The organism is Pseudomonas sp. O230 (assembly GCF_045447035.1).
Lineage (GTDB): Bacteria > Pseudomonadota > Gammaproteobacteria > Pseudomonadales > Pseudomonadaceae > Aquipseudomonas.
On record NZ_JBJGXN010000011.1, the window covers coordinates 330,080 to 349,902 of the forward strand.

Consider the following 19,823-nt stretch of genomic DNA (forward strand, 5'->3'; position numbering starts at 1 on the left):
AGGAAGGCTAATGGCTCAGTCCTACAGTGCCCGCAGTCGCGCAATCGAACCGTTCCATGTCATGGCGCTGCTGGCGCGGGCCAATGAGCTGCAAGCTGCCGGCCACGATGTGATCCATCTGGAAATCGGCGAACCGGACTTCACCACCGCCGAGCCGATCATCCAGGCCGGCCAAGCCGCACTGACGGCGGGAAAAACCCGTTACACCGCTGCCCGTGGCATTCCCGAACTGCGTGAGGCCATTTCCAGCTTCTATCAGCAGCGTTACGGTTTGAACATTGATCCGCAGCGAATCCTCATCACCCCCGGCGGTTCCGGCGCATTGCTGCTGGCCAGCGCCTTGCTGGTGGATCCGGGCAAACACTGGCTGCTGGCGGACCCGGGTTACCCGTGCAACCGGCATTTCCTGCGGCTGGTGGAAGGTGCGGCGCAGCTTGTCCCCGTCGGTCCGGAGGTACGGTATCAACTGACACCGGACCTGGTTGAACGTCATTGGGATCACGACAGCGTCGGCGCGCTGGTGGCATCGCCGGCCAACCCGACCGGGACCATTCTGACCCGCGACGAGTTGGCGGGCCTGTCGACCGCGATCAAGGCACGGCATGGCCATCTGGTGGTGGACGAGATCTACCACGGCCTGACCTACGGCACCGATGCCGCCAGCGTGCTGGAAGTCGATGACAGCGCCTTCGTGTTGAATAGTTTTTCAAAGTATTTCGGCATGACCGGCTGGCGACTCGGTTGGCTGGTGGCGCCGGAAGCGGCGGTCGGCGAACTGGAAAAGCTCGCACAGAATCTCTACATCAGCGCGCCGAGCATGGCCCAACATGCCGCACTGGCCTGTTTCGAGCCTGCGACCATCGCCATTCTTGAGGAGCGTCGCGCCGAGTTTGGTCGGCGCCGGGATTTTCTGCTGCCCGCCCTGCGAGAGTTGGGTTTCGGCATTGCCGTTGAACCCGAGGGCGCATTCTATTTGTATGCCGATATCAGCAAGTTCGGCGGTGATGCCTTCGCGTTCTGTCGGCATTTCCTTGAAACCGAACATGTGGCAATTACGCCGGGCCTCGACTTCGGGCGTTATCAGGCTGGCCATCACGTGCGGTTTGCCTACACCCAAAGCCTGCCGCGTTTGCAGGAAGCGGTCGAACGCATCGCTCGCGGCTTGAAGAGCTGGCAAGGCTGATGCGTTTCAATCCTCCCCTCGAAGAAGGTCGCTTGATCCGACGTTACAAGCGTTTTCTCGCCGATATCGAAACCGTTCATGGCGAGTTACTGACCATTCACTGCCCCAACACCGGCTCGATGCTCAATTGTCAGGTGGAGGGCGGGCAGGTTTGGTTCAGTCGCTCCAATGACCCCAAGCGCAAGTTGCCCGGCACCTGGGAAATCGGCGAAACCCCTCAAGGACGCCTGTTCTGTGTGAACACCGGGCGAGCCAACGGTTTGATCGAAGAGGCGCTGCGGGCTGGCGTGATTACAGAGCTCAACGGCTTCACCGAACTGAAGCGCGAAGTGGCCTACGGTCAGGAGAGCAGCCGCATCGACTTCCGTCTCGATTACCCGGACGGGCCGGCGTATGTGGAAGTCAAAAGTGTCACATTGGGCTTCGATGGCTCATCAGTCGCGGCGTTTCCCGATGCGGTAACCCAGCGCGGTGCCAAGCATCTGCGCGAATTGGCGCATCTGGCGCGGGACGGCATTCGTGCGGTGCAATTGTACTGCGTGAACCTCAGCGGCATCGATGCCGTGCGTCCTGCGCAGGAAATCGATTCGGCCTACGCGGCCGCTTTGCGAGAAGCGGTGGCGTGCGGGGTCGAAGTGTTGGCTTACGGCGTGCGGTTGAGCCATGAAGAAATGCTTGTCGAGCGGCGTCTGGAGGTGTTGCTCAACGGTTAAAGGCTGACCCAGACCCCTTGCTCGTCTTCGCGACTTTCAATCGCGGTCAGGGATTGCCCGGCGCATGGGCCGGCGACGCACTCGCCGTCTTCGATCAAGAACAGTGCGCCATGGGTGGCGCACTGGATCAGGCTGTTGCTGGGGTCGAGAAACCGGTCGGGTGTCCATTCCAGACCGACGCCACGGTGCGGGCAACGGTTCAGGTAGACGTAGACCTGGCCTTCGCGGCGCACGGCGAAGAGCTTTTCGCCGTCGACCTCGAAACCGCGGCTGCTGGATTCGGCCAGCTCAACGCCTGCGCAAAGAAACTTCATGTCTATCCTCAAGTGCAGCGGCTCGTGACTGGAGATGTCCGAGCTTGACGTTCAAATGCAAACAATTATCAAATGGCCGCTTCGCCCGTCGGGGGCAGGTGCCGGATGCCGAGGATACTTGGCCTGTCATCTCGATGCCTGGGAAAACCTTTCAAGGAAGCTGTTTATGCGCCTGATTAACCGCGTTGCTGCGCTCTGTGCCGGACTCCTCGTCAGTCATCACGCCGCAGCGGCCGAGTTGCCACAACGCTGGGTGAGCGCCGGTGGGGCTTTGGCGGAGTGGGTCAGCGCACTGGGCGGCGAATCGAAACTGGTCGGCGTCGACACCACCAGCCAACACCCGGAATCGCTCAAGGCGTTGCCGAGTATCGGCTATCAACGGCAGCTGTCGGCGGAAGGCGTCTTGAGCTTACGCCCGCAGATCCTGGTCGGCACCGAAGAAATGGGACCGCCGCCGGTGATTTCGCAAATTCGCACGGCGGGGGTGCAAGTCGAACTGTTCTCGGCCCAACCGGATCTGCCGACGTTGCAGGCCAACTTGCAGCATTTGGGCAAGTTGCTTGGCGCCGAGGACAAGGCTGCTCAACTGTTTCAGGCCTATCAACAGCAACTCGATCAGCAAAAGGTTCGGGTGACCAAAGCGCAGCTGACGCAACCCTCGCCGGGTGTGCTGGTGCTGCTCGGTCACGCGGGCGGCAAGCCGCTCATTGCTGGCAAAGATACCGCCGCAGATTGGCTGATCCAAAAGGCCGGAGGGCACAACCTGGCGACACACACCGGTTACAAACCTTTTTCCAACGAATCCTTGATCAGCCTGGACCCAGAGGTGCTGGTGTTTGCCGACCGCGCACTGACCGGCGAGACGGCGCGCGCGGCGCTGTTCAAGGAAAATCCGATTCTGTCGTCAACCCGCGCCGCCAAGGACGAGCGCGTCATGGAACTGGATCCGACGCTGCTGGTGGGTGGGCTCGGCCCACGGTTGCCCGAGGCGTTGAAAAAGATCAGTGACAGCTTTTATCCCGGTACTGGCGCCCAATGACCGTCCTGGTAAAGCCCCGTGCTTTATTCATGGGGCTGAGTGTTCTGTGTTTGCTGGCGATCTGGCTGTCGTTGGCGCTCGGACCAGTGAGCCTGCCCTTGCTCGATACCTTGCGCGCGGCGTTGCGCATGGTTGGCCTGCCCATCGCGCCTGACGGACTGGAGCAGGCCGAGCTGATCCTCGGGCAGATTCGCCTGCCGCGTACCTTGCTGGGATTGGCGGTCGGTGGCGTGCTGGCGTTGTCGGGCGTGGCGATGCAGGGGTTGTTTCGCAACCCACTGGCTGATCCGGGCCTGGTGGGTGTTTCCAGCGGCGCGGCATTAGGCGCGGCGATTGCGATTGTTGGCGGTTCCCTGTTGGGCGGTTTGCCAGAATCCTTCGGGCCTTATCTGCTTTCGCTGTGCGCATTTCTGGGTGGCCTCGGCGTGACCGCACTGGTGTATCGACTGGGCCGACGTAACGGACAAACCAATGTCGCAACCATGCTCCTGGCGGGTATCGCATTGACGGCGCTTGCAGGTTCGGCAGTGGGACTGTTCACCTATCTGGCGGACGACGCGACCCTGCGCACGCTGACCTTCTGGAACCTGGGCAGTCTCAATGGCGCCAGCTATTCGCGACTCTGGCCATTGCTGCTGATCAGTGTCGGCGTGGCGCTGTGGTTGCCGCGTCGAGCCAAGGCCTTGAATGCGTTGCTGCTGGGAGAGTCGGAGGCCGGTCACTTAGGGGTCGACGTCGAAAGGCTCAAGCGCGAATTGGTGTTCTGCACCGCGCTGGGAGTCGGGGCGGCGGTGGCGGCGGCGGGGATGATCGGGTTTGTCGGATTGGTGGTGCCGCATCTGGTGCGTCTGCTGGCCGGTCCCGATCATCGGGTGTTATTGCCGGCCTCGGTGCTGGCGGGCGCCAGTCTCCTGTTGTTCGCTGATCTGGTGGCGCGACTGGCGCTGGCACCGGCCGAACTGCCGATCGGGATTGTCACCGCGCTCATCGGCGCACCGTTCTTCCTCTATCTACTGCTCCGAGGGCGTGCCTGATGTTGCGAACGCAAAATCTGCAAATTCTTCGCGGGCGCAAGGTCATCCTGAGCGACATCACGCTGGAGCTCAATCCGGGGGAGGTCCTCGGTGTGCTGGGGCCTAACGGTGCTGGCAAAAGCACGTTGCTGGGTGCTTTGTGCGGAGAGTTACCGGCGAATCATGGCAGCGTATGGCTGGATGAACGCGAGTTGCATGACTGGACAGGTGCCCAGCGAGCCCAGCGTCTGGCGGTATTGCCGCAAGTTTCGACCCTGGACTTCGCGTTTCGCGTCGAGGAGGTCGTCGGTATGGGGCGCTTGCCGCACCAGACCGGCCGGATCCGCGACGACGAAATCATCGCTGCCGCGTTACAGGCCGCCGATGCCGGGCATCTGATGGGTCGCAGCTATCTGGCCTTGTCCGGCGGCGAACGTCAGCGCGTGCATCTGGCGCGAGTGCTGGCGCAACTCTGGCCGGGCGCGGCGGGGCAAACGCTGCTGCTCGACGAGCCGACTTCGATGCTTGATCCGCTGCATCAACACACCACGTTGCAAGCGGTGCGCGAGTTCGCCGATCGCGGCGCGTCCGTGTTGGTGATCCTGCATGATCTGAACCTGGCGGCACGCTATTGTGATCGCCTGTTACTGCTCGAAGGCGGGCGCCCGGTGGCGCTCGACACCCCTGAGCAGGTGTTGCGTCCTGAGCCGCTCAAGGCAGTATTCGGGCTGGAGGTGCTGGTGCAACAGCATCCGGAGCGCGGGCATCCTCTGATCATCGCCCGCTGAGTCATTCATTGAGGGGGTGAGCATGCGTTTGATGGTGATTCTGGCAGTACTGATGTTGAGTGCCTGCCAACATGTTTCAACGCCGCCGGTCGTCGGCGAGATTCGTGACCTGCACAGCGGTCAGACGCTGACGGCGCAGGAACTGCTGGCGCGTCTGGCCAAGCCGTCGCGATTGATCGTTGGGGAGCAGCATGACAATCGCGATCACCATGAACTGCAACGCTGGTTGCTGCAGGCGCTGGGAGAGCAGCGTCCGCAAGGCAGCCTGCTGCTGGAAATGCTCACGCCGGATCAACAGCTGCGCGTCGAAGACCTTCGCCACGCCTCGACGCCGCCCGCCGATTTGCCCGGTGCGTTGGCGTGGCAACAAGGTTGGGACTGGAATCTGTATGGGCCGATCGTCCGTTTCGCCCTGACCCAACCGTATCCGTTGCTGGCCGCCAATCTGGACACGGTCGAAGTGCGTGCTTTTTACGCCCGGCCACCCACGTTGAGCGGTACTCGCTCCAATGCCACCCCGGTCAAGGATGAGTTGCTGGCACAGATCAGCGATTCCCATTGCGGACTGCTACCCCAATCGCAAATGCCGGCGATGCTCGCCGTCCAGCAACAACGTGACCGGCGCATGGCCGAGCGATTGTTGGCGGCACCCACCCCTTCATTGCTGTTTGCCGGCGCTTACCACGCGCGAAAGGATGTCGGCGTGCCGATCCATGTGCTTGATCTGGGCGCGCCCGAAGCACCCATGGTTTTAATGCTGGCGCAGCAGGGCGGCGAAGTCACAGTGGCGATGGCCGATTACGTCTGGTACACGCCTGCCACGCCGGCACCGGATTACTGTGCAGAGATGCGCAAGCAGTTCGGCCGGTAAGCCAGGGACTTTTTCACCGGCAAAAAAAGACCCGGCAAGAGCCGGGTCAAATAACCGTGATTAGCCTGATGAGGAGATATCTGAGAGTCCGAACCAAGGGCTTTTCAAATATCGACCAGTCTCGCGACCAGTTGTGCTAATCATAGCGATTCTCATTATCAAGTCAACTGCTGATTTTTAATTTCCTTGGGAATTGTCAGTCGGTTGGCGAAGAGCCCCGTAATCATCGGGCTTCAGTCTGTTTTTTTGGTGAGCTCAATTGCGTGATCTGCTTGTTCAGCAGGTCAATGCGTCGGGCCATACTCTCGATCAGGCTGTGGGCGATCTTCGGATTGCTTTGAGTGAGGCTGAGAAACTGCTCCTTCGGGATCAGCATGACGGTGCTCGGTTCGCTGGCGATCACGCTGGCATTGCGCTTCTCGCCGGTGAACACCGCCATGGCACCGAAAATCTCGTCGCGGGGCACGTCGCCGACTTTATATCCGTCGACGAAGGCTTCCGCGTGGCCTTCGATGATGACAAACACGTGATCGGCCTCATCGCCCTGATGGATCAGCACGTCGCCCTGCGCCACCCGTTGAAAGCCATTGGTGGTGCGGAACTCGGGTTGTTTCAGGCGCGCAACCGCGTCGGCTAGCAGCGCCGTCTGGCCGGCCAGGTATTGCAGGAACAGTTCCGAGCGCTCCGGGTCGGCATAGATGTGCTGAAAAACTTCGGAACGCAAGTAAGGCGTCAGTGCCAGCGGGCTGTCACTGCACAAGCGACAGCGTGGCAAGTCCATGTCCTGGCGCAAACCGACCAGATCGCCCTCATGCAGATAAAACAGGGGGCGCTCGTCGACACACCCATGCAGCAGCCCACTCTTCAGCACAAACAGTTGATCGCCCGGCAACAGGGGCGTCAGGTCCTCCACGGCGGAAAACTGCAAGGCCGGGCCACAAGGCGACAAACGCTCCAGCAATCGGGCGGGAATGTTTTGCAGTCGGTTGATCAGTGCATCGGCATAAGCCGGTTGTTCCCCAAGCAAATACATGGCGGCGGTGCCCGTTCAATTTTTGTGGCGTGACGAGATCGCTTCCAGCTGTTTATTCAGGGCTTCCTTGCGCTCGGCGGGGATGTCGTTCCAGTGCACATCCATCAGCGCGCCTTCGATTGCATACAACAACACCTTGGATGCCCGAAAGCCGCGTGTGCGCACGGCCCGATAAGCATCCACCGCTCCCAGGCGACGCAAGTCCGAAGCGCTGTGGATGCCCACGGCATGCAGCCACTGCGCCGATGTCTTGCCAAGATTTTTCAGGTGCTGCAGTTCATCATTCATCAAGCCTCCTTGCGACGGCCGAACGGTGCGTGGGCAAGCTTCTGAGGAGTGTAGCCATCAGTAGGAAAAGCGTGATTGTTTGGTCGGTTTCGGAGCAAATGCTTCTAAGAGGCATGCGAGATGAACGTCGGAAAAGTCCGCGAGTTCGGCCAGAAAAGAAGGGGAGTAGGTCGGGATTACGGGCAAAAAGTGCCCACAGTCCAGCGCAAGGCGGGGGCGCTGGACCTGTCAGTCAACGTCGGTTTTAACGGGTGCGATAACGCAGGCGTGTTCCGAAATTCATCGACATCAGAATTTCGTCGGCACTCAGCTCTGGCGGAAAGTAGGCGCCGGAGATCTGCGCGTGGGCCAGGCTCGCGCCTTCCAGGTTTGAGTTGCTGAAATCGATGCCGCGCAAATCGGCGGAGCGGAAATAAGCATCGGTGAAGTTGATGCCATCGGCATTCAGTTCGCGCAGGTCCAGGCCTCGGAAGTCACCACCGACCATGTCGATAGGTCCGCTGGATGGACGTTCGTTGTTGAAACCTGTGATGTCGTCTTTGTGCAGCAAGGCATAAAGCGGGGTGTCGAGAAGTTTCGGCTGGCTCATGTCACATCACCTGTTGGTTTTATGACGCCAGTATAGTGCCACTATTTGACAGCCGTGAAGCCGGCGAAGGCTTCACGGCTGAAATACTTTTTTACAGGCCCGGCAGGCGTTGCCGAATTTGCGCAACGACGGTGTCGAGGGTCCCGCTTTCATTGGTCTGCACACGCTTGCTGCACAGAATCTCTTCGGGTGTCAGGGCTTCACGACTGGCTTGCTGAGCGGCGATAACGGCCAGGTTGGCGTCGGAAGGATCCTTTTTGTCTGCCTGACGCAGCGCCAGCCAGTTTTCGATTACGGCTTGTGGTGCGTTGCAATCAAGAATCAGGAACGGCGCGCCAGTGGCTTCGGCTATTTTCGCCGCGCCGTCGCGCTGGTCGCGCTTGAGGTAAGTGGCGTCGACCACCACCGGGAAACCGGCACGCAGGATGACTGCGGCGATTTCATGCAGGCGGGTGTATGTCGCGGCGCTGGCGTCGGCACTATAAATGCCGGCCTGCGGATCGTTGGCAACGGTTTGTTCGCCGAACAGGCGTTTGCGCTCGACATCGGAACGCAGGCGAATCGCGCCCAGCGCTTCCACCAGACGCATGGCCACGTGGCTTTTGCCAACGGCGGAAACGCCGTGGGTGATGGCCATGAAGCGCGAAGGAATGGTGCTGTAGCTTTCCGCCAGATTCGCATAGTTGCGGTACTGGCGCAGGGTAGTGGCGCGCTGCACCGGGTCGGCCTCGGCCGGCATGCTGAACAGGCTGACCTTGGCGCGAACCAGCGCGCGATAGGCTTTATAGAAGTTCAACAGTTCCAGGCCCTGGTAGTCGCCGGTCAACTCCAGGTATTGGCTGATGAAGCGACGGGCCAGGCTTTTCAGGCCGCGGTCTTCAAGGTCCATTGCGAGGAAGCCGATGTCGGCATAGACGTCGGTAAAGCGGAACGGCTCATTGAATTCGATGCAGTCGAAGATCACGACCTTGCCGTCGATCACGGTGGCATTACCCAGGTGGATGTCACCGTGGCACTCACGGATGAAGCCCTCGGCCTTACGCTGGGTAAACAGGGGCTTGAGGCGTTCGAAGCTGCTTTCGGCCCAGGCTTGCAAGGCATCGAGTTGCAACAGGTCCGCCTTGTCGCTGAGGAACGGGCGGATCTGTTCGAAGTTCTGCCGCACCGGCGCCATGACGCTGTCCGGGGTGCCGGCTTCGTGTTCGGCGGGCACTTTTGGCGCGGTGAGGTGGAATTGCGCAATCTGTGCGGCCATCTCGTCGATGTGCGCGGTGGTCAATTCGCCGTTGGCCTGCAGCGTGCTGAGCAGTTGGCTCTGTGGGAACTGACGCATTTTCAGCGCGTAGTCGACGACCGGACCGTCGCCACCCAGTTGTGGTGCTTCGGCGCTGCCGGTAATCGGCAACACTTCGAGGTACAGATCATTGGTCAGACGCTGGTTCAGGCGCAGCTCTTCGCCGCAGAAATGCTCGCGAGCATCGAGGCTGGTGAAGTCGAGGAAGCCGAAATTGACCGGTTTCTTCACTTTATAAGCAAAGGGGCCTGTGAGAATTACCCAGGAGATGTGGGTTTCGATGAGCTGGAACCCGTCTACCGGATGCGGGTAAAGGGCCGGGTTTTGCAGGGCGGCAATCAGGGACTGGCTCACAGGTGTTCCTTCAGAGTCTGGGAAAATTCACGGCCGTCATTATGGCCGCAAGTCCGCCCGACGCAAACCTCGGCGGGCTCCTGTTGAGTATGAATAAAGTGCGTATAATCCGGCGCCATGACTCGTACTCGATCCCCTCGTACCCCCAAAAAACCACCTTCCAGGGGCCTGAGCCCCTGGCTGGGCTGGGCCCTTAAACTCAGTCTGGTCGGCCTCGTGGTGCTCGCCGGATTCGCGGTTTACCTCGACGCTATTGTCCAGGAAAAGTTCTCCGGCAAGCGCTGGACCATCCCGGCCAAGGTGTATGCGCGCCCGCTGGAGCTGTTCACCGGCCAGAAGCTGAGCAAGGAAGATTTTCTCACCGAGCTCGACGCCTTGGGCTATCGCCGCGAAAGCGTGAGCAACGGTCCCGGCGCCGCGGCGGTCAACGGCAACACCGTCGACTTGAATACCCGTGGTTTCCAGTTCTATGAAGGCCTGGAGAAAGCGCAGCCGGTGCGCGTGCGATTCTCCGGCGACTACGTGGCCGAACTCTCGGCGACCAACGGTTCGAAGCTGTCCGTGGTACGGCTGGAGCCGCTGCTGATCGGCGGGATTTATCCGAAGAATCTCGAAGACCGCATTCTGATCAAGATCGATCAGGTGCCGCCGTATCTGCTGGAAACCCTGGTCGCCGTGGAAGACCGGGACTTCTACAGCCATTGGGGGGTGTCGCCGAAGTCGATTGCCCGCGCCATCTGGGTCAACACCTCTGGCGGCAAGATGACTCAGGGCGGCAGTACCCTGACGCAGCAGTTGGTCAAGAACTTCTACCTGACCAGCGAACGCAGCCTGACCCGCAAACTCACCGAAGCCATGATGGCGATGCTGCTAGAGCTGCATTACGACAAACCGGAAATTCTTGAGGCGTACCTCAATGAAGTGTTCGTCGGTCAGGATGGCCAGCGCGCGGTGCACGGTTTCGGCCTCGCCAGCCAGTTTTTCTTCGGGCAGCCGTTGTCCGAACTGAAGCTGCATCAAGTCGCGATGCTGGTGGGCATGGTCAAGGGACCGTCCTATTACAACCCGCGTCGCAATCCTGAGCGGGCGCTCGAACGGCGCAACCTGGTGCTCGACGTGCTTGAGCAGCAAGGCGTTGCCTCCGCCGAGCAGGTCGCTGCGGCGAAGAAAATGCCTTTGGGCGTGACGACGCGCGGCAAACTGGCCGACAGTTCGTTCCCGGGGTTTATCGATCTGGTCAAGCGTCAGCTGCGCGAAGACTATCGCGACGAAGACTTGACCGAAGAAGGTCTGCGGATCTTTACCAGTTTCGATCCTATCTTGCAGATGAAAGCGGAAGCGTCGGTCAACGATACGTTCAAGCGCTTGTCCGGGCGCAAAGGTTCCGATGACGTTGAAGCGGCGATGGTCGTGACCAACCCGGAAACCGGCGAGGTCCAGGCCATGATCGGCAGTCGCCAGGCGAGCTTCGCCGGTTTCAACCGGGCGCTGGATGCTGTCCGGCCGATCGGTTCGTTGATCAAACCGGCGGTTTATCTGACAGCCCTGGAGAAGCCAAGCCAGTACACGTTGACCAGTTGGCTGTCGGACGAATCCTTCTCGGTCAAAGGCGCGGACGGTCAGGTCTGGAAACCGCAGAACTATGATCGCCGCTCCCATGGCACGGTTTTCCTTTATCAAGGCCTGGCACATTCCTACAACTTGTCGACCGCGCGTCTCGGGTTGGCGGTGGGCGTGCCGAATGTCTTGAAGACGGTGGCTCGCCTGGGTGTGAGTCGTGAGTTTCCGGCATTCCCGTCGATGCTGCTGGGCGCTGGCGGCATGACCCCGATCGAAGTGGCGACCATGTACCAGACTCTCGCCAACGGTGGATTCAATACGCCGATGCGCGGGATTCGCAGCGTACTGACGGCCGAAGGCGAACCGCTCAAGCGTTATCCGTTCCAGATTCAGCAGCGTTTCGACCCGGCTTCTATTTATCTGATCCAGAGCGCCATGCAACGGGTCATGCGCGAAGGCACCGGCAGTTCGGTTTACAACGTGCTGCCGAAGACCCTGACCCTGGCAGGCAAGACCGGTACCAGTAACGATTCGCGAGACAGCTGGTTCGCCGGTTTCAGTCAGGATTTGCTGGCGGTGGTCTGGTTGGGGCGCGACGACAACGGCAAGACTCCGTTCACCGGTGCTACCGGTGCGTTGCAGGTCTGGACCAGTTTCATGCGCAAGGCCGATCCGTTGCCGCTGGACATGCCGCAGCCGGACAACATCGTTCAGGCGTGGGTCGATTCGCGTACCGGGCAAGGCTCTGATGCCAACTGCCCAGGCGCGGTGCAGATGCCGTATATTCGCGGCAGCGAACCGCCTCCCGGCGCCGCTTGCGGTGGCGACAGCCCTGCTTCCGGCGAAACGGTGATGGATTGGGTCAAGGGCTGGATGAATTAAGCAAAGAGGGTTTCAAGTGAACAAGTGGTTGATTCCAGCGATTACCGCCGTGGCTTTGCTCAGCGGTTGCTCCAGCGTACAGCGCGGTTCGATCCCGGTTGTGGATTCCGGCAGCGCCGTTTCCAACAGCGAGCGAATTTCGGCAAATGGCGGTTATCGTCAGACGACGGTTAAACGTCCAGTGCAATCTCAGACCCAGGCGATTCCGCAAGGTGATACCGGCGTCGTCGTGATGGTGCCGGGTGGCGGTGCAGTTGCATCGGCACCGATCAGCACTTCGCCGATTACGCCTGGCCCGATTACCCCGGGTCCGATCGACACCTCGCCGGTTCAGTCGGCACCGATCAATCAGGGCAGCTACAGCATGCCGTCGACGCCGAGCGGGATTCCTTCGTCGAGCGCCGGTGGTCTATCAGCCGATGAACAACTGGACGGTCCGGTGTTGGCGCTGCTGACCACTGCTCAGCAGCAACAGGCTGGCGGTGACCTCAACGGTGCCTCTTCCAGTCTGGAGCGTGCCCAGCGTGTTGCGCCGCGCGAGCCGCAAGTGCTCTATCGTCTGGCTCAAGTCCGCATGGCTCAAGGCGATGCGGCACAGGCCGAACAGTTCGCTCGTCGGGGTCTGACCTTCGCCAATGGACGTCCGGCACTTCAGGCCAGTTTGTGGGAATTGATCGCTCAGGCACGTGAGAAACAGGGCGATTCCGCTGGCGCTACACTGGCCCGTCAGAAGGCCAAGGTTTCGCTGTGATGGACGCACGCTTTCCGAAAATTGCCGAGCAGTTGCTGTTGATCGAGCGCGAACTGCGGGTTCAGGGGTGGTGGGACGATGTCTCGCCATCGGTTGAAGCGCTGTCCAGTGTCGAGCCGTTCTCGGTCGATACGCTGGATTTTGAGCAGTGGCTGCAATGGATCTTCCTGCCGCGCATGAAAGCGATCCTCGAGCAGGATTTGCCGCTGCCCAATGCCTCGGGCATTCAGGAGATGGCCGAAATGGTCTTCGCTGCCCGCAAGGTTCAGGGCAAGGATCGGCAGCTGCAGGTGCTGCTCAAAGAGTTTGATCTGCTGATCACCGCCTCCCGCTGACCCTTACAGGATGGTTACTGGCAGTTCTCGGCGATCTGTCGCTGTGCTTCGCTGATGCGCTCCTGACGTTGCTCGTCGGTCAGGCGGCGCATCTCACCGTCGACGTCCTCCCGTATCCGCGGATTGTTCTGCAGTTGAGCCAGGTTCGTTCGGGCCTGGTCGCAGAATACCTTTAGCTGGGCTTGTTGCTCGGCGACCTGTTTTTTGACTGTCTTATCGATGGCCTGTTGATCGCCAATGGCGTTATTGCGTGGCAGCGAAGGCGGTTTGCTCGCAGAGGAGGAGGGCGTGACCAAAGTCGTGGCTTCCCGGCCCTGGGGCGGTTGCGCATCGAAGTGGGTAACGCCTTGTTCATCGACCCATGTGTAAATCTGAGCGGCCATGCACAAAGGGCTGATGCCAATCAGCAGGCTGGCTGTCAGGAAAAACGTTCGCATGCCATTTCCTTGTATTGGGTTGCGCAATTGAAGCTAACACAGTTGCTGTTTAGCGGTTTTTTCTTGCTTTCTCATGTGCTTACTTCAATAAAGCACATTGACGACTTGACTTGCGGGGGACGAAACAGAAGAATCCAAAGTCCGCTGTAGAGGGACTGCCAGAAGCAGACCCACTCGGTAGATCATGAGGCGCACATCCGCGCCGACCTGTTACACCCGCAACGCGTTACCTCGCGCTGGGTGGGAAAGGCCCGCAACACTTGGGACGATCCCAATACTTGCTCAGTCAGTGCTGACGTAGTCGGCGACCACCGTCGCTCATGCTCTGCCGAGAAGTAAACCTATTAAGACCCGTCCCCTTTTGTGTGGACGGTATTCTGGCGTTTTAGAGGTGAACAACGTGGAGCTTTTATCTGGCGGTGAGATGCTCGTCCGCTTTTTGCGTGACGAAGGCGTCAAGTATATCTACGGGTACCCGGGTGGTGCTCTTCTTCATGTCTACGATGCCCTGTTCAAAGAACCGGAAGTGACCCACATCCTGGTTCGTCACGAACAGGCTGCGACCCATATGGCTGACGGCTACGCTCGTGCCACCGGTAAAGCCGGTGTGGTACTGGTGACTTCCGGCCCGGGCGCAACCAATGCCATCACCGGTATTGCCACGGCCTACATGGACTCCATTCCGATGGTGGTCATTTCCGGTCAGGTGCCTAGCACCATGGTTGGCACCGATGCGTTCCAGGAAACCGACATGATCGGTATCTCCCGGCCGATCGTGAAGCACAGCTTCATGATCAAGCACGCCTCGGAAATCCCGGAAGTCATGAAGAAAGCGTTCTACCTGGCGCAATCCGGTCGTCCTGGTCCAGTCGTTGTCGATATCCCGAAAGACATGACCAACCCGGCCGAGAAGTTCGAATACATCTTCCCGAAAAAAGCCAAGCTGCGTTCCTACAGCCCGGCCGTTCGCGGTCACTCCGGACAAATCCGCAAGGCAGCCGAAATGCTCCTCGCGGCCAAGCGCCCTGTGATGTACGCCGGCGGCGGTGTGATTCTCGGTGGTGGCTCCGCGCCGCTGACCGAATTGGCGAAGATGCTCAACCTGCCAGTGACCAATACCCTGATGGGCCTGGGTGCCTACCCTGGCACTGACCGTCAGTTCATCGGCATGCTCGGCATGCACGGCAGCTACACCGCCAACCTGGCGATGCACCATGCTGACGTGATCCTCGCAGTCGGCGCGCGCTTCGATGACCGTGTGATCAACGGCCCGGCGAAGTTCTGCCCGAACGCCAAGATCATTCACATCGACATCGACCCGGCTTCGATCTCCAAGACCATCAAGGCCGACGTGCCTATCGTTGGTCCGGTGGAAAGCGTCCTGACCGAAATGGTCGCGATCCTCAAGGAAATCGGCGAGACCCCGAACAAGGAGTCCGTTGCCAGCTGGTGGAAGCAGGTTGATGAATGGCGCGGTGATCGCGGCCTGTTCCCTTACGACAAGGGTGATGGCAGCGTCATCAAGCCGCAGACCGTGATCGAAACCCTGTGCGAGGTGACCAAGGGCGATGCCTTTGTTGCCTCTGACGTGGGTCAGCACCAAATGTTTGCGGCGCAGTACTACAAGTTCAACAAGCCAAACCGCTGGATCAACTCCGGTGGCCTGGGCACCATGGGCTTCGGTTTTCCGGCGGCCATGGGCATCAAGTTGAGCTTTCCGGATGCCGACGTCGCCTGCGTAACGGGCGAGGGTAGTATCCAGATGAACATTCAGGAACTGTCCACCTGCCTGCAATATGGCTTGCCGGTCAAAATCGTCATCCTGAACAACGGTGTTCTGGGTATGGTTCGCCAGTGGCAAGACATGAGTTACGGCAGCCGTCACTCGCACTCTTACATGGAATCACTGCCTGATTTCGTCAAGTTGGCGGAGGCCTATGGTCACGTCGGCGTGCGCATCACCGAATCGAAAGATTTGAAGACGAAGATGGAAGAGGCGTTCGCCATGAAGGATCGTCTGGTGATCATCGATGTTTCGGTCGACACCAGCGAGCACGTCTACCCGATGCAGATCAAAGACGGCTCCATGCGCGATATGTGGCTGAGCAAGACGGAGCGTACTTAATCATGCGGCACATTATTTCCTTGCTTCTGGAAAACGAACCTGGCGCTCTGTCTCGCGTAGTCGGCCTGTTCTCGCAGCGCAACTACAACATCGAAAGCCTGACCGTGGCGCCGACCGAAGACCCGACTCTGTCGCGTCTGACGTTGACCACTGTTGGTCATGATGAAGTGATCGAGCAGATCACCAAGAACCTGAACAAGCTGATCGAAGTGGTCAAACTGGTCGACCTGTCGGAGAGTGCTCACATCGAGCGCGAACTGATGCTGGTCAAGGTCAAGGCCACCGGCGCCCAGCGCGCCGAGATCAAACGCACCACCGATATTTACCGTGGGCAGATCGTCGATGTCAGCGCCAGCGTGTATACCGTTCAATTGACCGGTACCAGCGACAAGCTCGACAGTTTCATTCAGTCCATAGGCACCGCATCGATCCTGGAAACCGTCCGCAGCGGCGTAACCGGTATTGCTCGCGGCGACAAAGTACTCAGCATCTAAACCAAATTAGCGAACGGCCTGAACGGCCTGGATATATAGGGGAATTTCATGAAAGTTTATTACGAAAAAGACTGCGACCTGTCGATCATCCAGGGCAAGAAAGTTGCCATCATCGGTTACGGTTCCCAGGGCCACGCTCAAGCGTGCAACCTGAAAGACTCCGGCGTTGACGTTACCGTCGGCCTGCGTAAAGGTTCGGCCACTGTTGCCAAGGCCGAAGCTCACGGCCTGAAAGTGACTGACGTTGCTTCCGCTGTTGCCGCTGCCGACCTGGTCATGATCCTGACTCCGGACGAGTTCCAGTCTGCCCTGTACAAAAATGAAATCGAGCCGAACATCAAGAAAGGCGCCACCCTGGCCTTCTCCCACGGCTTCGCGATCCACTACAACCAGGTAGTTCCGCGCGCTGACCTCGACGTGATCATGATCGCGCCGAAAGCACCGGGTCACACCGTGCGTTCCGAGTTCGTCAAAGGCGGCGGTATCCCTGACCTGATCGCTATCTATCAGGATGCTTCCGGCAACGCCAAAAACGTTGCGCTGTCCTACGCTGCCGGCGTTGGCGGTGGTCGTACCGGTATCATCGAAACCACTTTCAAGGACGAGACCGAAACCGACCTGTTCGGCGAGCAAGCCGTTCTGTGCGGCGGTACCGTTGAACTGGTCAAGGCCGGTTTCGAAACCCTGGTTGAAGCTGGCTACGCGCCGGAAATGGCCTACTTCGAGTGCCTGCACGAACTGAAGCTGATCGTTGACCTCATGTACGAAGGCGGTATCGCCAACATGAACTACTCGATCTCCAACAACGCTGAATACGGCGAGTACGTGACTGGTCCGGAAGTGATCAACGCCGAATCCCGTCAGGCCATGCGCAACGCCCTGAAACGTATTCAGGACGGCGAATACGCCAAGATGTTTATCAGCGAAGGCGCAACCGGCTATCCTTCGATGACCGCCAAGCGTCGTAACAACGCCGCTCACGGTATCGAAATCATCGGCGAGCAACTTCGCTCCATGATGCCGTGGATCGGTGCCAACAAGATCGTCGACAAAGCCAAAAACTAAGTCGCGCACTTGTACGGAAAACGCGGCCTAGGCCGCGTTTTTTCGTTTGGGAGGCCGGTTCTGGTATAAAGCTGCATCGTTTGCGGTCGAACCGTCGTCCCAGACACCTGTCGAAACTTTCCACCCCGTTGCAAGGTAATGTCCATGAGCGAACGTCCCGAAGAGCCAAACCAGGCTTCTGACGCCGAAAGCCTGCTGCCCATCGATGAGCACATCGAAGAAGGGCATGACGCTGAAGGTCGTAAAGTCCGGCATCGTGGTATCTATCTTCTGCCGAACCTATTCACGACTGCGAACCTGTTCGCAGGGTTTTACTCCATCATCAACTCGATGAGCGCTCAGAGCGCCTTGAGTGCCGGTGATACGATTGGCGCGAGCAAGTATTTTGCGTTCGCCGCGATCGCCATTTTCGTTGCCATGGTGCTGGACGGTCTCGATGGCCGCGTTGCCCGAATGACCAACACCCAGAGTGCCTTCGGTGCCGAGTACGACTCGTTGTCCGATATGGTCGCCTTCGGTGTCGCGCCGGCACTGCTGGCATTTGGCTGGGCGTTGGGCGATATGGGCAAGGTTGGCTGGATGGTCGCCTTCATTTATGTCGCTGGCGCTGCGCTGCGCCTGGCGCGCTTCAACACCCAAGTGGGCACCGCCGACAAACGCTACTTCATCGGTCTGGCCAGTCCGGCTGCGGCGGGTGTGGTTGCGGGTATTGTCTGGGCGTTCAGCGATTACGGTATTCAGGGGTCCAAGATGTCTTTCCTGGTGGCGCTGATGGTCGCAGCCGCCGGCATGCTGATGGTCAGTAACATCAAGTACAACAGCTTCAAGGAGCTGGACCTGAAAGGGCGCGTACCTTTCGTGGCGATTCTCGCTGTAGTGTTGGTGTTTGCCGTCGTGTTCAGTGATCCGCCGCGCATCCTGCTGCTGGTTTTCCTCGCCTATGCAGCGTCTGGCCCGGTTCAATATCTGTTACGTCTTCGTCGGCACAAAAGCTCGTAATTTCCCTCATACTCCGCAGTCTATTGGTGCATCTGTCCTCCAATGCTGCGGAGTTGCCATGCTGATCAAAGTCCCCAAAGCGTCCGACTGCCATGAATCGGATGTCACGCCTGAATCCCTCTATCTATCTCGTCGCAATGTATTGGGCGCCGCCGTTGCCGGTTTGGCTGTGAGCAGCTTGCCGCGCTGGGCCAATGCTGAAGATGCCGCGCAATACGCGGATGTCGAGGCGGGCAACGCGCCGTCCTGGTTTGCCCAGAAACTCCCTTCTACCCAGTGGGGGGGGGCGACCGTCAAGGATGAAGCGATCACGCCATTCAAGGATGCGACCCACTACAACAACTTCTATGAGTTCGGCACTGATAAGGGGGATCCGGCCGCCAACGCTGGTTCGTTGAAAACCGAACCGTGGAGCGTGGTGGTGGACGGGGAGGTGGGTAAGCCGGGGCGATACGCGCTGGAGGATTTCATGAAGCCTTATCAGCTTGAGGAACGTATCTACCGACTTCGTTGTGTGGAGGCCTGGTCGATGGTTATTCCCTGGATCGGATTTCCCATCTCTGCGTTGCTCAATGTCATTGAACCAACCTCCAAGGCAAAGTTTATTCGCTTCGAAACACTGCAGGATCCGAAGACCATGCCCGGTCAGCGTTCTGGTTTTGCCCTGATCGACTGGCCTTATGTAGAGGGGCTGCGTCTGGATGAGGCGATGAATCCCTTGGCGATTCTGGCAGTCGGCATGTACGGGCGTGAGCTGCCTAACCAGAACGGCGCGCCTCTGCGTTTGGTGGTGCCGTGGAAGTATGGCTTCAAGAGTGTCAAGTCCATCGTGCGGATCAGTCTGGTCAGTGAGCAGCCGAAAACCACTTGGCAAAGCATTGCGGCGGACGAGTACGGCTTCTATGCCAACGTGAACCCGGCAGTCGATCATCCTCGCTGGACGCAGGCTCGAGAGCGACGTTTGCCGAGCGGTCTGTTCAAGCCCAATGTCCGCGACACGCAAATGTTCAACGGCTACTCGGACGAAGTTGCTTCTCTATATACAGGGCTCGATCTGCGGAAGAACTACTGATGCGATATCCGTTCTGGCGTGTTGGTGTCTTCATTGCTGCGGCGGTGTGGCCTCTGGTTTGGCTGTATCAGGCTTGGGCGGAAGTACTGGGGCCAGACCCGGGCAAGGTGCTGGTTGATCGGTTGGGGTTGGGGACACTTGTGTTGTTGCTTATTACTTTGAGTATGACGCCGTTGCAGAAACTCACCGGTTGGGCGGGGTGGATTGCTGTTCGACGGCAACTGGGTTTGTGGTGCTTCGCTTACGTGGTGCTCCATCTGAGTGGCTATATAGCGTTCATTCTCGGCTTTGATTGGTCGCAGCTGGGTGTTGAGTTGCGTAAGCGGCCGTACATTATTGTCGGTGTGCTTGGGTTCCTTTGTTTGCTGGCGTTGGCGATAACCTCTAATCGTTACAGTCAGCGGCGGTTGGGCGTTCGCTGGAAGAAGCTGCATCGACTGGTTTATGGGGTTCTCGGTCTTGGTTTGCTGCATATGTTGTGGATCGTTCGCGCTGATCTGAAGGAGTGGGCGGTCTATGCCTCTCTAGGTGCACTGCTTCTAGTGTTGCGGCTACCGCCTGTAGCTCGTCGAATTCCACGTTTAATCGCTAAAAAGACACCTTCTGCAAGAAAAGCGTAATTAG

21 protein-coding genes are annotated in these 19,823 nt (G+C 59.2%); 15 read left to right on the top strand and 6 right to left on the bottom strand.

All coding sequences use genetic code 11. The features are described 5' to 3' along the window. Positions 1 to 10: 10 nt before the first annotated feature. Positions 11 to 1,183 (top strand): pyridoxal phosphate-dependent aminotransferase, encoded by a 1,173-nt coding sequence (locus tag ACI77H_RS24930; RefSeq protein ID WP_407014281.1) that lies wholly within the window; start codon positions 11 to 13, stop codon positions 1,181 to 1,183. After that, positions 1,183 to 1,896 carry a DNA/RNA nuclease SfsA gene (gene sfsA, locus ACI77H_RS24935; RefSeq protein ID WP_407014282.1) on the top strand — a complete coding sequence of 238 codons (714 nt, stop codon included), beginning with the start codon at positions 1,183 to 1,185 and terminating at the stop codon, positions 1,894 to 1,896. Before ACI77H_RS24930 ends, sfsA begins: the two co-directional genes overlap by 1 nt. Here the strand turns inward: sfsA and ACI77H_RS24940 are convergent. Next, on the bottom strand, positions 1,893 to 2,210 hold the full coding sequence (locus ACI77H_RS24940) for a Rieske (2Fe-2S) protein (protein ID WP_407014283.1): 318 nt from the start codon (positions 2,208 to 2,210) through the stop codon (positions 1,893 to 1,895). The genes sfsA and ACI77H_RS24940 overlap by 4 nt on opposite strands. A 166-nt stretch (positions 2,211 to 2,376) precedes the next feature. On the opposite strand from ACI77H_RS24940, the gene ACI77H_RS24945 reads away from it, so the two are divergent. Genes ACI77H_RS24945 through ACI77H_RS24960 form a run of 4 tightly spaced genes read left to right on the top strand, consistent with a single transcriptional unit; the run spans position 2,377 to position 5,921 of the window. After that, complete coding sequence (locus ACI77H_RS24945; RefSeq protein WP_407014284.1) at positions 2,377 to 3,249, top strand: hemin ABC transporter substrate-binding protein; 873 nt, start codon at positions 2,377 to 2,379, stop codon at positions 3,247 to 3,249. A gap of 50 nt (positions 3,250 to 3,299) precedes the next feature. Beyond that, positions 3,300 to 4,283, top strand: coding sequence for a FecCD family ABC transporter permease (locus ACI77H_RS24950; RefSeq protein ID WP_407014309.1), 984 nt, complete (start codon positions 3,300 to 3,302; stop codon positions 4,281 to 4,283). Further along, positions 4,283 to 5,050 carry a heme ABC transporter ATP-binding protein gene (locus tag ACI77H_RS24955; protein ID WP_407014285.1) on the top strand — a complete coding sequence of 256 codons (768 nt, stop codon included), beginning with the start codon at positions 4,283 to 4,285 and terminating at the stop codon, positions 5,048 to 5,050. The genes ACI77H_RS24950 and ACI77H_RS24955 overlap by 1 nt, the downstream gene beginning before the upstream one ends. 22 nt (positions 5,051 to 5,072) lie before the next feature. Next, on the top strand, positions 5,073 to 5,921 hold the full coding sequence (locus ACI77H_RS24960) for a ChaN family lipoprotein (RefSeq protein WP_407014286.1): 849 nt from the start codon (positions 5,073 to 5,075) through the stop codon (positions 5,919 to 5,921). A 223-nt stretch (positions 5,922 to 6,144) separates the two neighbouring features. Here the strand turns inward: ACI77H_RS24960 and ACI77H_RS24965 are convergent, their stop codons facing one another. The 4 genes from ACI77H_RS24965 to ACI77H_RS24980 form a co-directional block, all read right to left on the bottom strand. Then, positions 6,145 to 6,954, bottom strand: a complete 810-nt coding sequence (locus ACI77H_RS24965; RefSeq protein WP_407014287.1) for a Crp/Fnr family transcriptional regulator — start codon at positions 6,952 to 6,954, stop codon at positions 6,145 to 6,147. 15 nt (positions 6,955 to 6,969) lie between these two features. Next, on the bottom strand, positions 6,970 to 7,242 hold the full coding sequence (locus ACI77H_RS24970; RefSeq protein WP_007971093.1) for a TfoX/Sxy family protein: 273 nt from the start codon (positions 7,240 to 7,242) through the stop codon (positions 6,970 to 6,972). A gap of 244 nt (positions 7,243 to 7,486) precedes the next feature. Beyond that, entirely contained in the window at positions 7,487 to 7,831 is a 345-nt protein-coding gene (locus ACI77H_RS24975) for a pentapeptide repeat-containing protein (RefSeq protein WP_407014288.1), read from the bottom strand. A gap of 91 nt (positions 7,832 to 7,922) precedes the next feature. Continuing rightward, positions 7,923 to 9,479: an AAA family ATPase gene (locus tag ACI77H_RS24980; RefSeq protein ID WP_407014289.1), complete on the bottom strand. Its 1,557-nt coding sequence runs from the start codon at positions 9,477 to 9,479 to the stop codon at positions 7,923 to 7,925. A gap of 117 nt (positions 9,480 to 9,596) precedes the next feature. Between ACI77H_RS24980 and mrcB the strand changes: the two genes are divergently transcribed. Genes mrcB through ACI77H_RS24995 form a run of 3 tightly spaced genes read left to right on the top strand, consistent with a single transcriptional unit; the run spans position 9,597 to position 13,007 of the window. Beyond that, entirely contained in the window at positions 9,597 to 11,921 is a 2,325-nt protein-coding gene (mrcB, locus tag ACI77H_RS24985; RefSeq protein ID WP_407014290.1) for a penicillin-binding protein 1B, read from the top strand. A gap of 16 nt (positions 11,922 to 11,937) precedes the next feature. Beyond that, positions 11,938 to 12,672: a hypothetical protein gene (locus tag ACI77H_RS24990; RefSeq protein WP_407014291.1), complete on the top strand. Its 735-nt coding sequence runs from the start codon at positions 11,938 to 11,940 to the stop codon at positions 12,670 to 12,672. Beyond that, positions 12,672 to 13,007: a YqcC family protein gene (locus ACI77H_RS24995; protein ID WP_407014292.1), complete on the top strand. Its 336-nt coding sequence runs from the start codon at positions 12,672 to 12,674 to the stop codon at positions 13,005 to 13,007. Before ACI77H_RS24990 ends, ACI77H_RS24995 begins: the two co-directional genes overlap by 1 nt. Positions 13,008 to 13,021: 14 nt before the next feature. Here ACI77H_RS24995 and ACI77H_RS25000 read toward each other — a convergent pair whose 3' ends face one another. Continuing rightward, positions 13,022 to 13,444, bottom strand: coding sequence for a DUF4124 domain-containing protein (locus tag ACI77H_RS25000; protein ID WP_407014293.1), 423 nt, complete (start codon positions 13,442 to 13,444; stop codon positions 13,022 to 13,024). Positions 13,445 to 13,844: 400 nt separating this feature from the next. Between ACI77H_RS25000 and ACI77H_RS25005 the strand changes: the two genes are divergently transcribed. The 6 genes from ACI77H_RS25005 (at position 13,845) to msrQ (ending at position 19,819) form a co-directional block, all read left to right on the top strand. Then, positions 13,845 to 15,569, top strand: coding sequence for an acetolactate synthase 3 large subunit (locus tag ACI77H_RS25005; protein ID WP_407014294.1), 1,725 nt, complete (start codon positions 13,845 to 13,847; stop codon positions 15,567 to 15,569). 2 nt (positions 15,570 to 15,571) lie between these two features. Next, positions 15,572 to 16,063 carry an acetolactate synthase small subunit gene (ilvN, locus tag ACI77H_RS25010; protein ID WP_003176102.1) on the top strand — a complete coding sequence of 164 codons (492 nt, stop codon included), beginning with the start codon at positions 15,572 to 15,574 and terminating at the stop codon, positions 16,061 to 16,063. A 48-nt stretch (positions 16,064 to 16,111) separates the two neighbouring features. Further along, on the top strand, positions 16,112 to 17,128 hold the full coding sequence (gene ilvC, locus ACI77H_RS25015; RefSeq protein ID WP_007948647.1) for a ketol-acid reductoisomerase: 1,017 nt from the start codon (positions 16,112 to 16,114) through the stop codon (positions 17,126 to 17,128). Positions 17,129 to 17,272: 144 nt separating this feature from the next. After that, positions 17,273 to 18,127, top strand: coding sequence for a CDP-diacylglycerol--serine O-phosphatidyltransferase (gene pssA, locus ACI77H_RS25020; RefSeq protein ID WP_407014295.1), 855 nt, complete (start codon positions 17,273 to 17,275; stop codon positions 18,125 to 18,127). A gap of 58 nt (positions 18,128 to 18,185) precedes the next feature. Continuing rightward, positions 18,186 to 19,199, top strand: coding sequence for a protein-methionine-sulfoxide reductase catalytic subunit MsrP (msrP, locus tag ACI77H_RS25025; RefSeq protein ID WP_407014296.1), 1,014 nt, complete (start codon positions 18,186 to 18,188; stop codon positions 19,197 to 19,199). Continuing rightward, complete coding sequence (msrQ, locus tag ACI77H_RS25030) at positions 19,199 to 19,819, top strand: protein-methionine-sulfoxide reductase heme-binding subunit MsrQ (protein WP_407014297.1); 621 nt, start codon at positions 19,199 to 19,201, stop codon at positions 19,817 to 19,819. Before msrP ends, msrQ begins: the two co-directional genes overlap by 1 nt. Positions 19,820 to 19,823 lie beyond the last annotated feature (4 nt).

What these genes read in the sequence shown, in the direction of transcription:
- ACI77H_RS24930 (WP_407014281.1), top strand. Translation starts at nt 11, where the DNA reads ATGGCTCAGTCCTACAGTGCCCGCAGTCGCGCAATCGAACCGTTCCAT.
- sfsA (WP_407014282.1), top strand. Translation starts at nt 1,183, where the DNA reads ATGCGTTTCAATCCTCCCCTCGAAGAAGGTCGCTTGATCCGACGTTAC.
- ACI77H_RS24940 (WP_407014283.1), bottom strand. Translation starts at nt 2,210, where the DNA reads ATGAAGTTTCTTTGCGCAGGCGTTGAGCTGGCCGAATCCAGCAGCCGC.
- ACI77H_RS24945 (WP_407014284.1), top strand. Translation starts at nt 2,377, where the DNA reads ATGCGCCTGATTAACCGCGTTGCTGCGCTCTGTGCCGGACTCCTCGTC.
- ACI77H_RS24955 (WP_407014285.1), top strand. Translation starts at nt 4,283, where the DNA reads ATGTTGCGAACGCAAAATCTGCAAATTCTTCGCGGGCGCAAGGTCATC.
- ACI77H_RS24960 (WP_407014286.1), top strand. Translation starts at nt 5,073, where the DNA reads ATGCGTTTGATGGTGATTCTGGCAGTACTGATGTTGAGTGCCTGCCAA.
- ACI77H_RS24965 (WP_407014287.1), bottom strand. Translation starts at nt 6,954, where the DNA reads ATGTATTTGCTTGGGGAACAACCGGCTTATGCCGATGCACTGATCAAC.
- ACI77H_RS24970 (WP_007971093.1), bottom strand. Translation starts at nt 7,242, where the DNA reads ATGAATGATGAACTGCAGCACCTGAAAAATCTTGGCAAGACATCGGCG.
- ACI77H_RS24975 (WP_407014288.1), bottom strand. Translation starts at nt 7,831, where the DNA reads ATGAGCCAGCCGAAACTTCTCGACACCCCGCTTTATGCCTTGCTGCAC.
- mrcB (WP_407014290.1), top strand. Translation starts at nt 9,597, where the DNA reads ATGACTCGTACTCGATCCCCTCGTACCCCCAAAAAACCACCTTCCAGG.
- ACI77H_RS24995 (WP_407014292.1), top strand. Translation starts at nt 12,672, where the DNA reads ATGGACGCACGCTTTCCGAAAATTGCCGAGCAGTTGCTGTTGATCGAG.
- ACI77H_RS25000 (WP_407014293.1), bottom strand. Translation starts at nt 13,444, where the DNA reads ATGCGAACGTTTTTCCTGACAGCCAGCCTGCTGATTGGCATCAGCCCT.
- ilvN (WP_003176102.1), top strand. Translation starts at nt 15,572, where the DNA reads ATGCGGCACATTATTTCCTTGCTTCTGGAAAACGAACCTGGCGCTCTG.
- ilvC (WP_007948647.1), top strand. Translation starts at nt 16,112, where the DNA reads ATGAAAGTTTATTACGAAAAAGACTGCGACCTGTCGATCATCCAGGGC.
- pssA (WP_407014295.1), top strand. Translation starts at nt 17,273, where the DNA reads ATGAGCGAACGTCCCGAAGAGCCAAACCAGGCTTCTGACGCCGAAAGC.
- msrP (WP_407014296.1), top strand. Translation starts at nt 18,186, where the DNA reads ATGCTGATCAAAGTCCCCAAAGCGTCCGACTGCCATGAATCGGATGTC.
- msrQ (WP_407014297.1), top strand. Translation starts at nt 19,199, where the DNA reads ATGCGATATCCGTTCTGGCGTGTTGGTGTCTTCATTGCTGCGGCGGTG.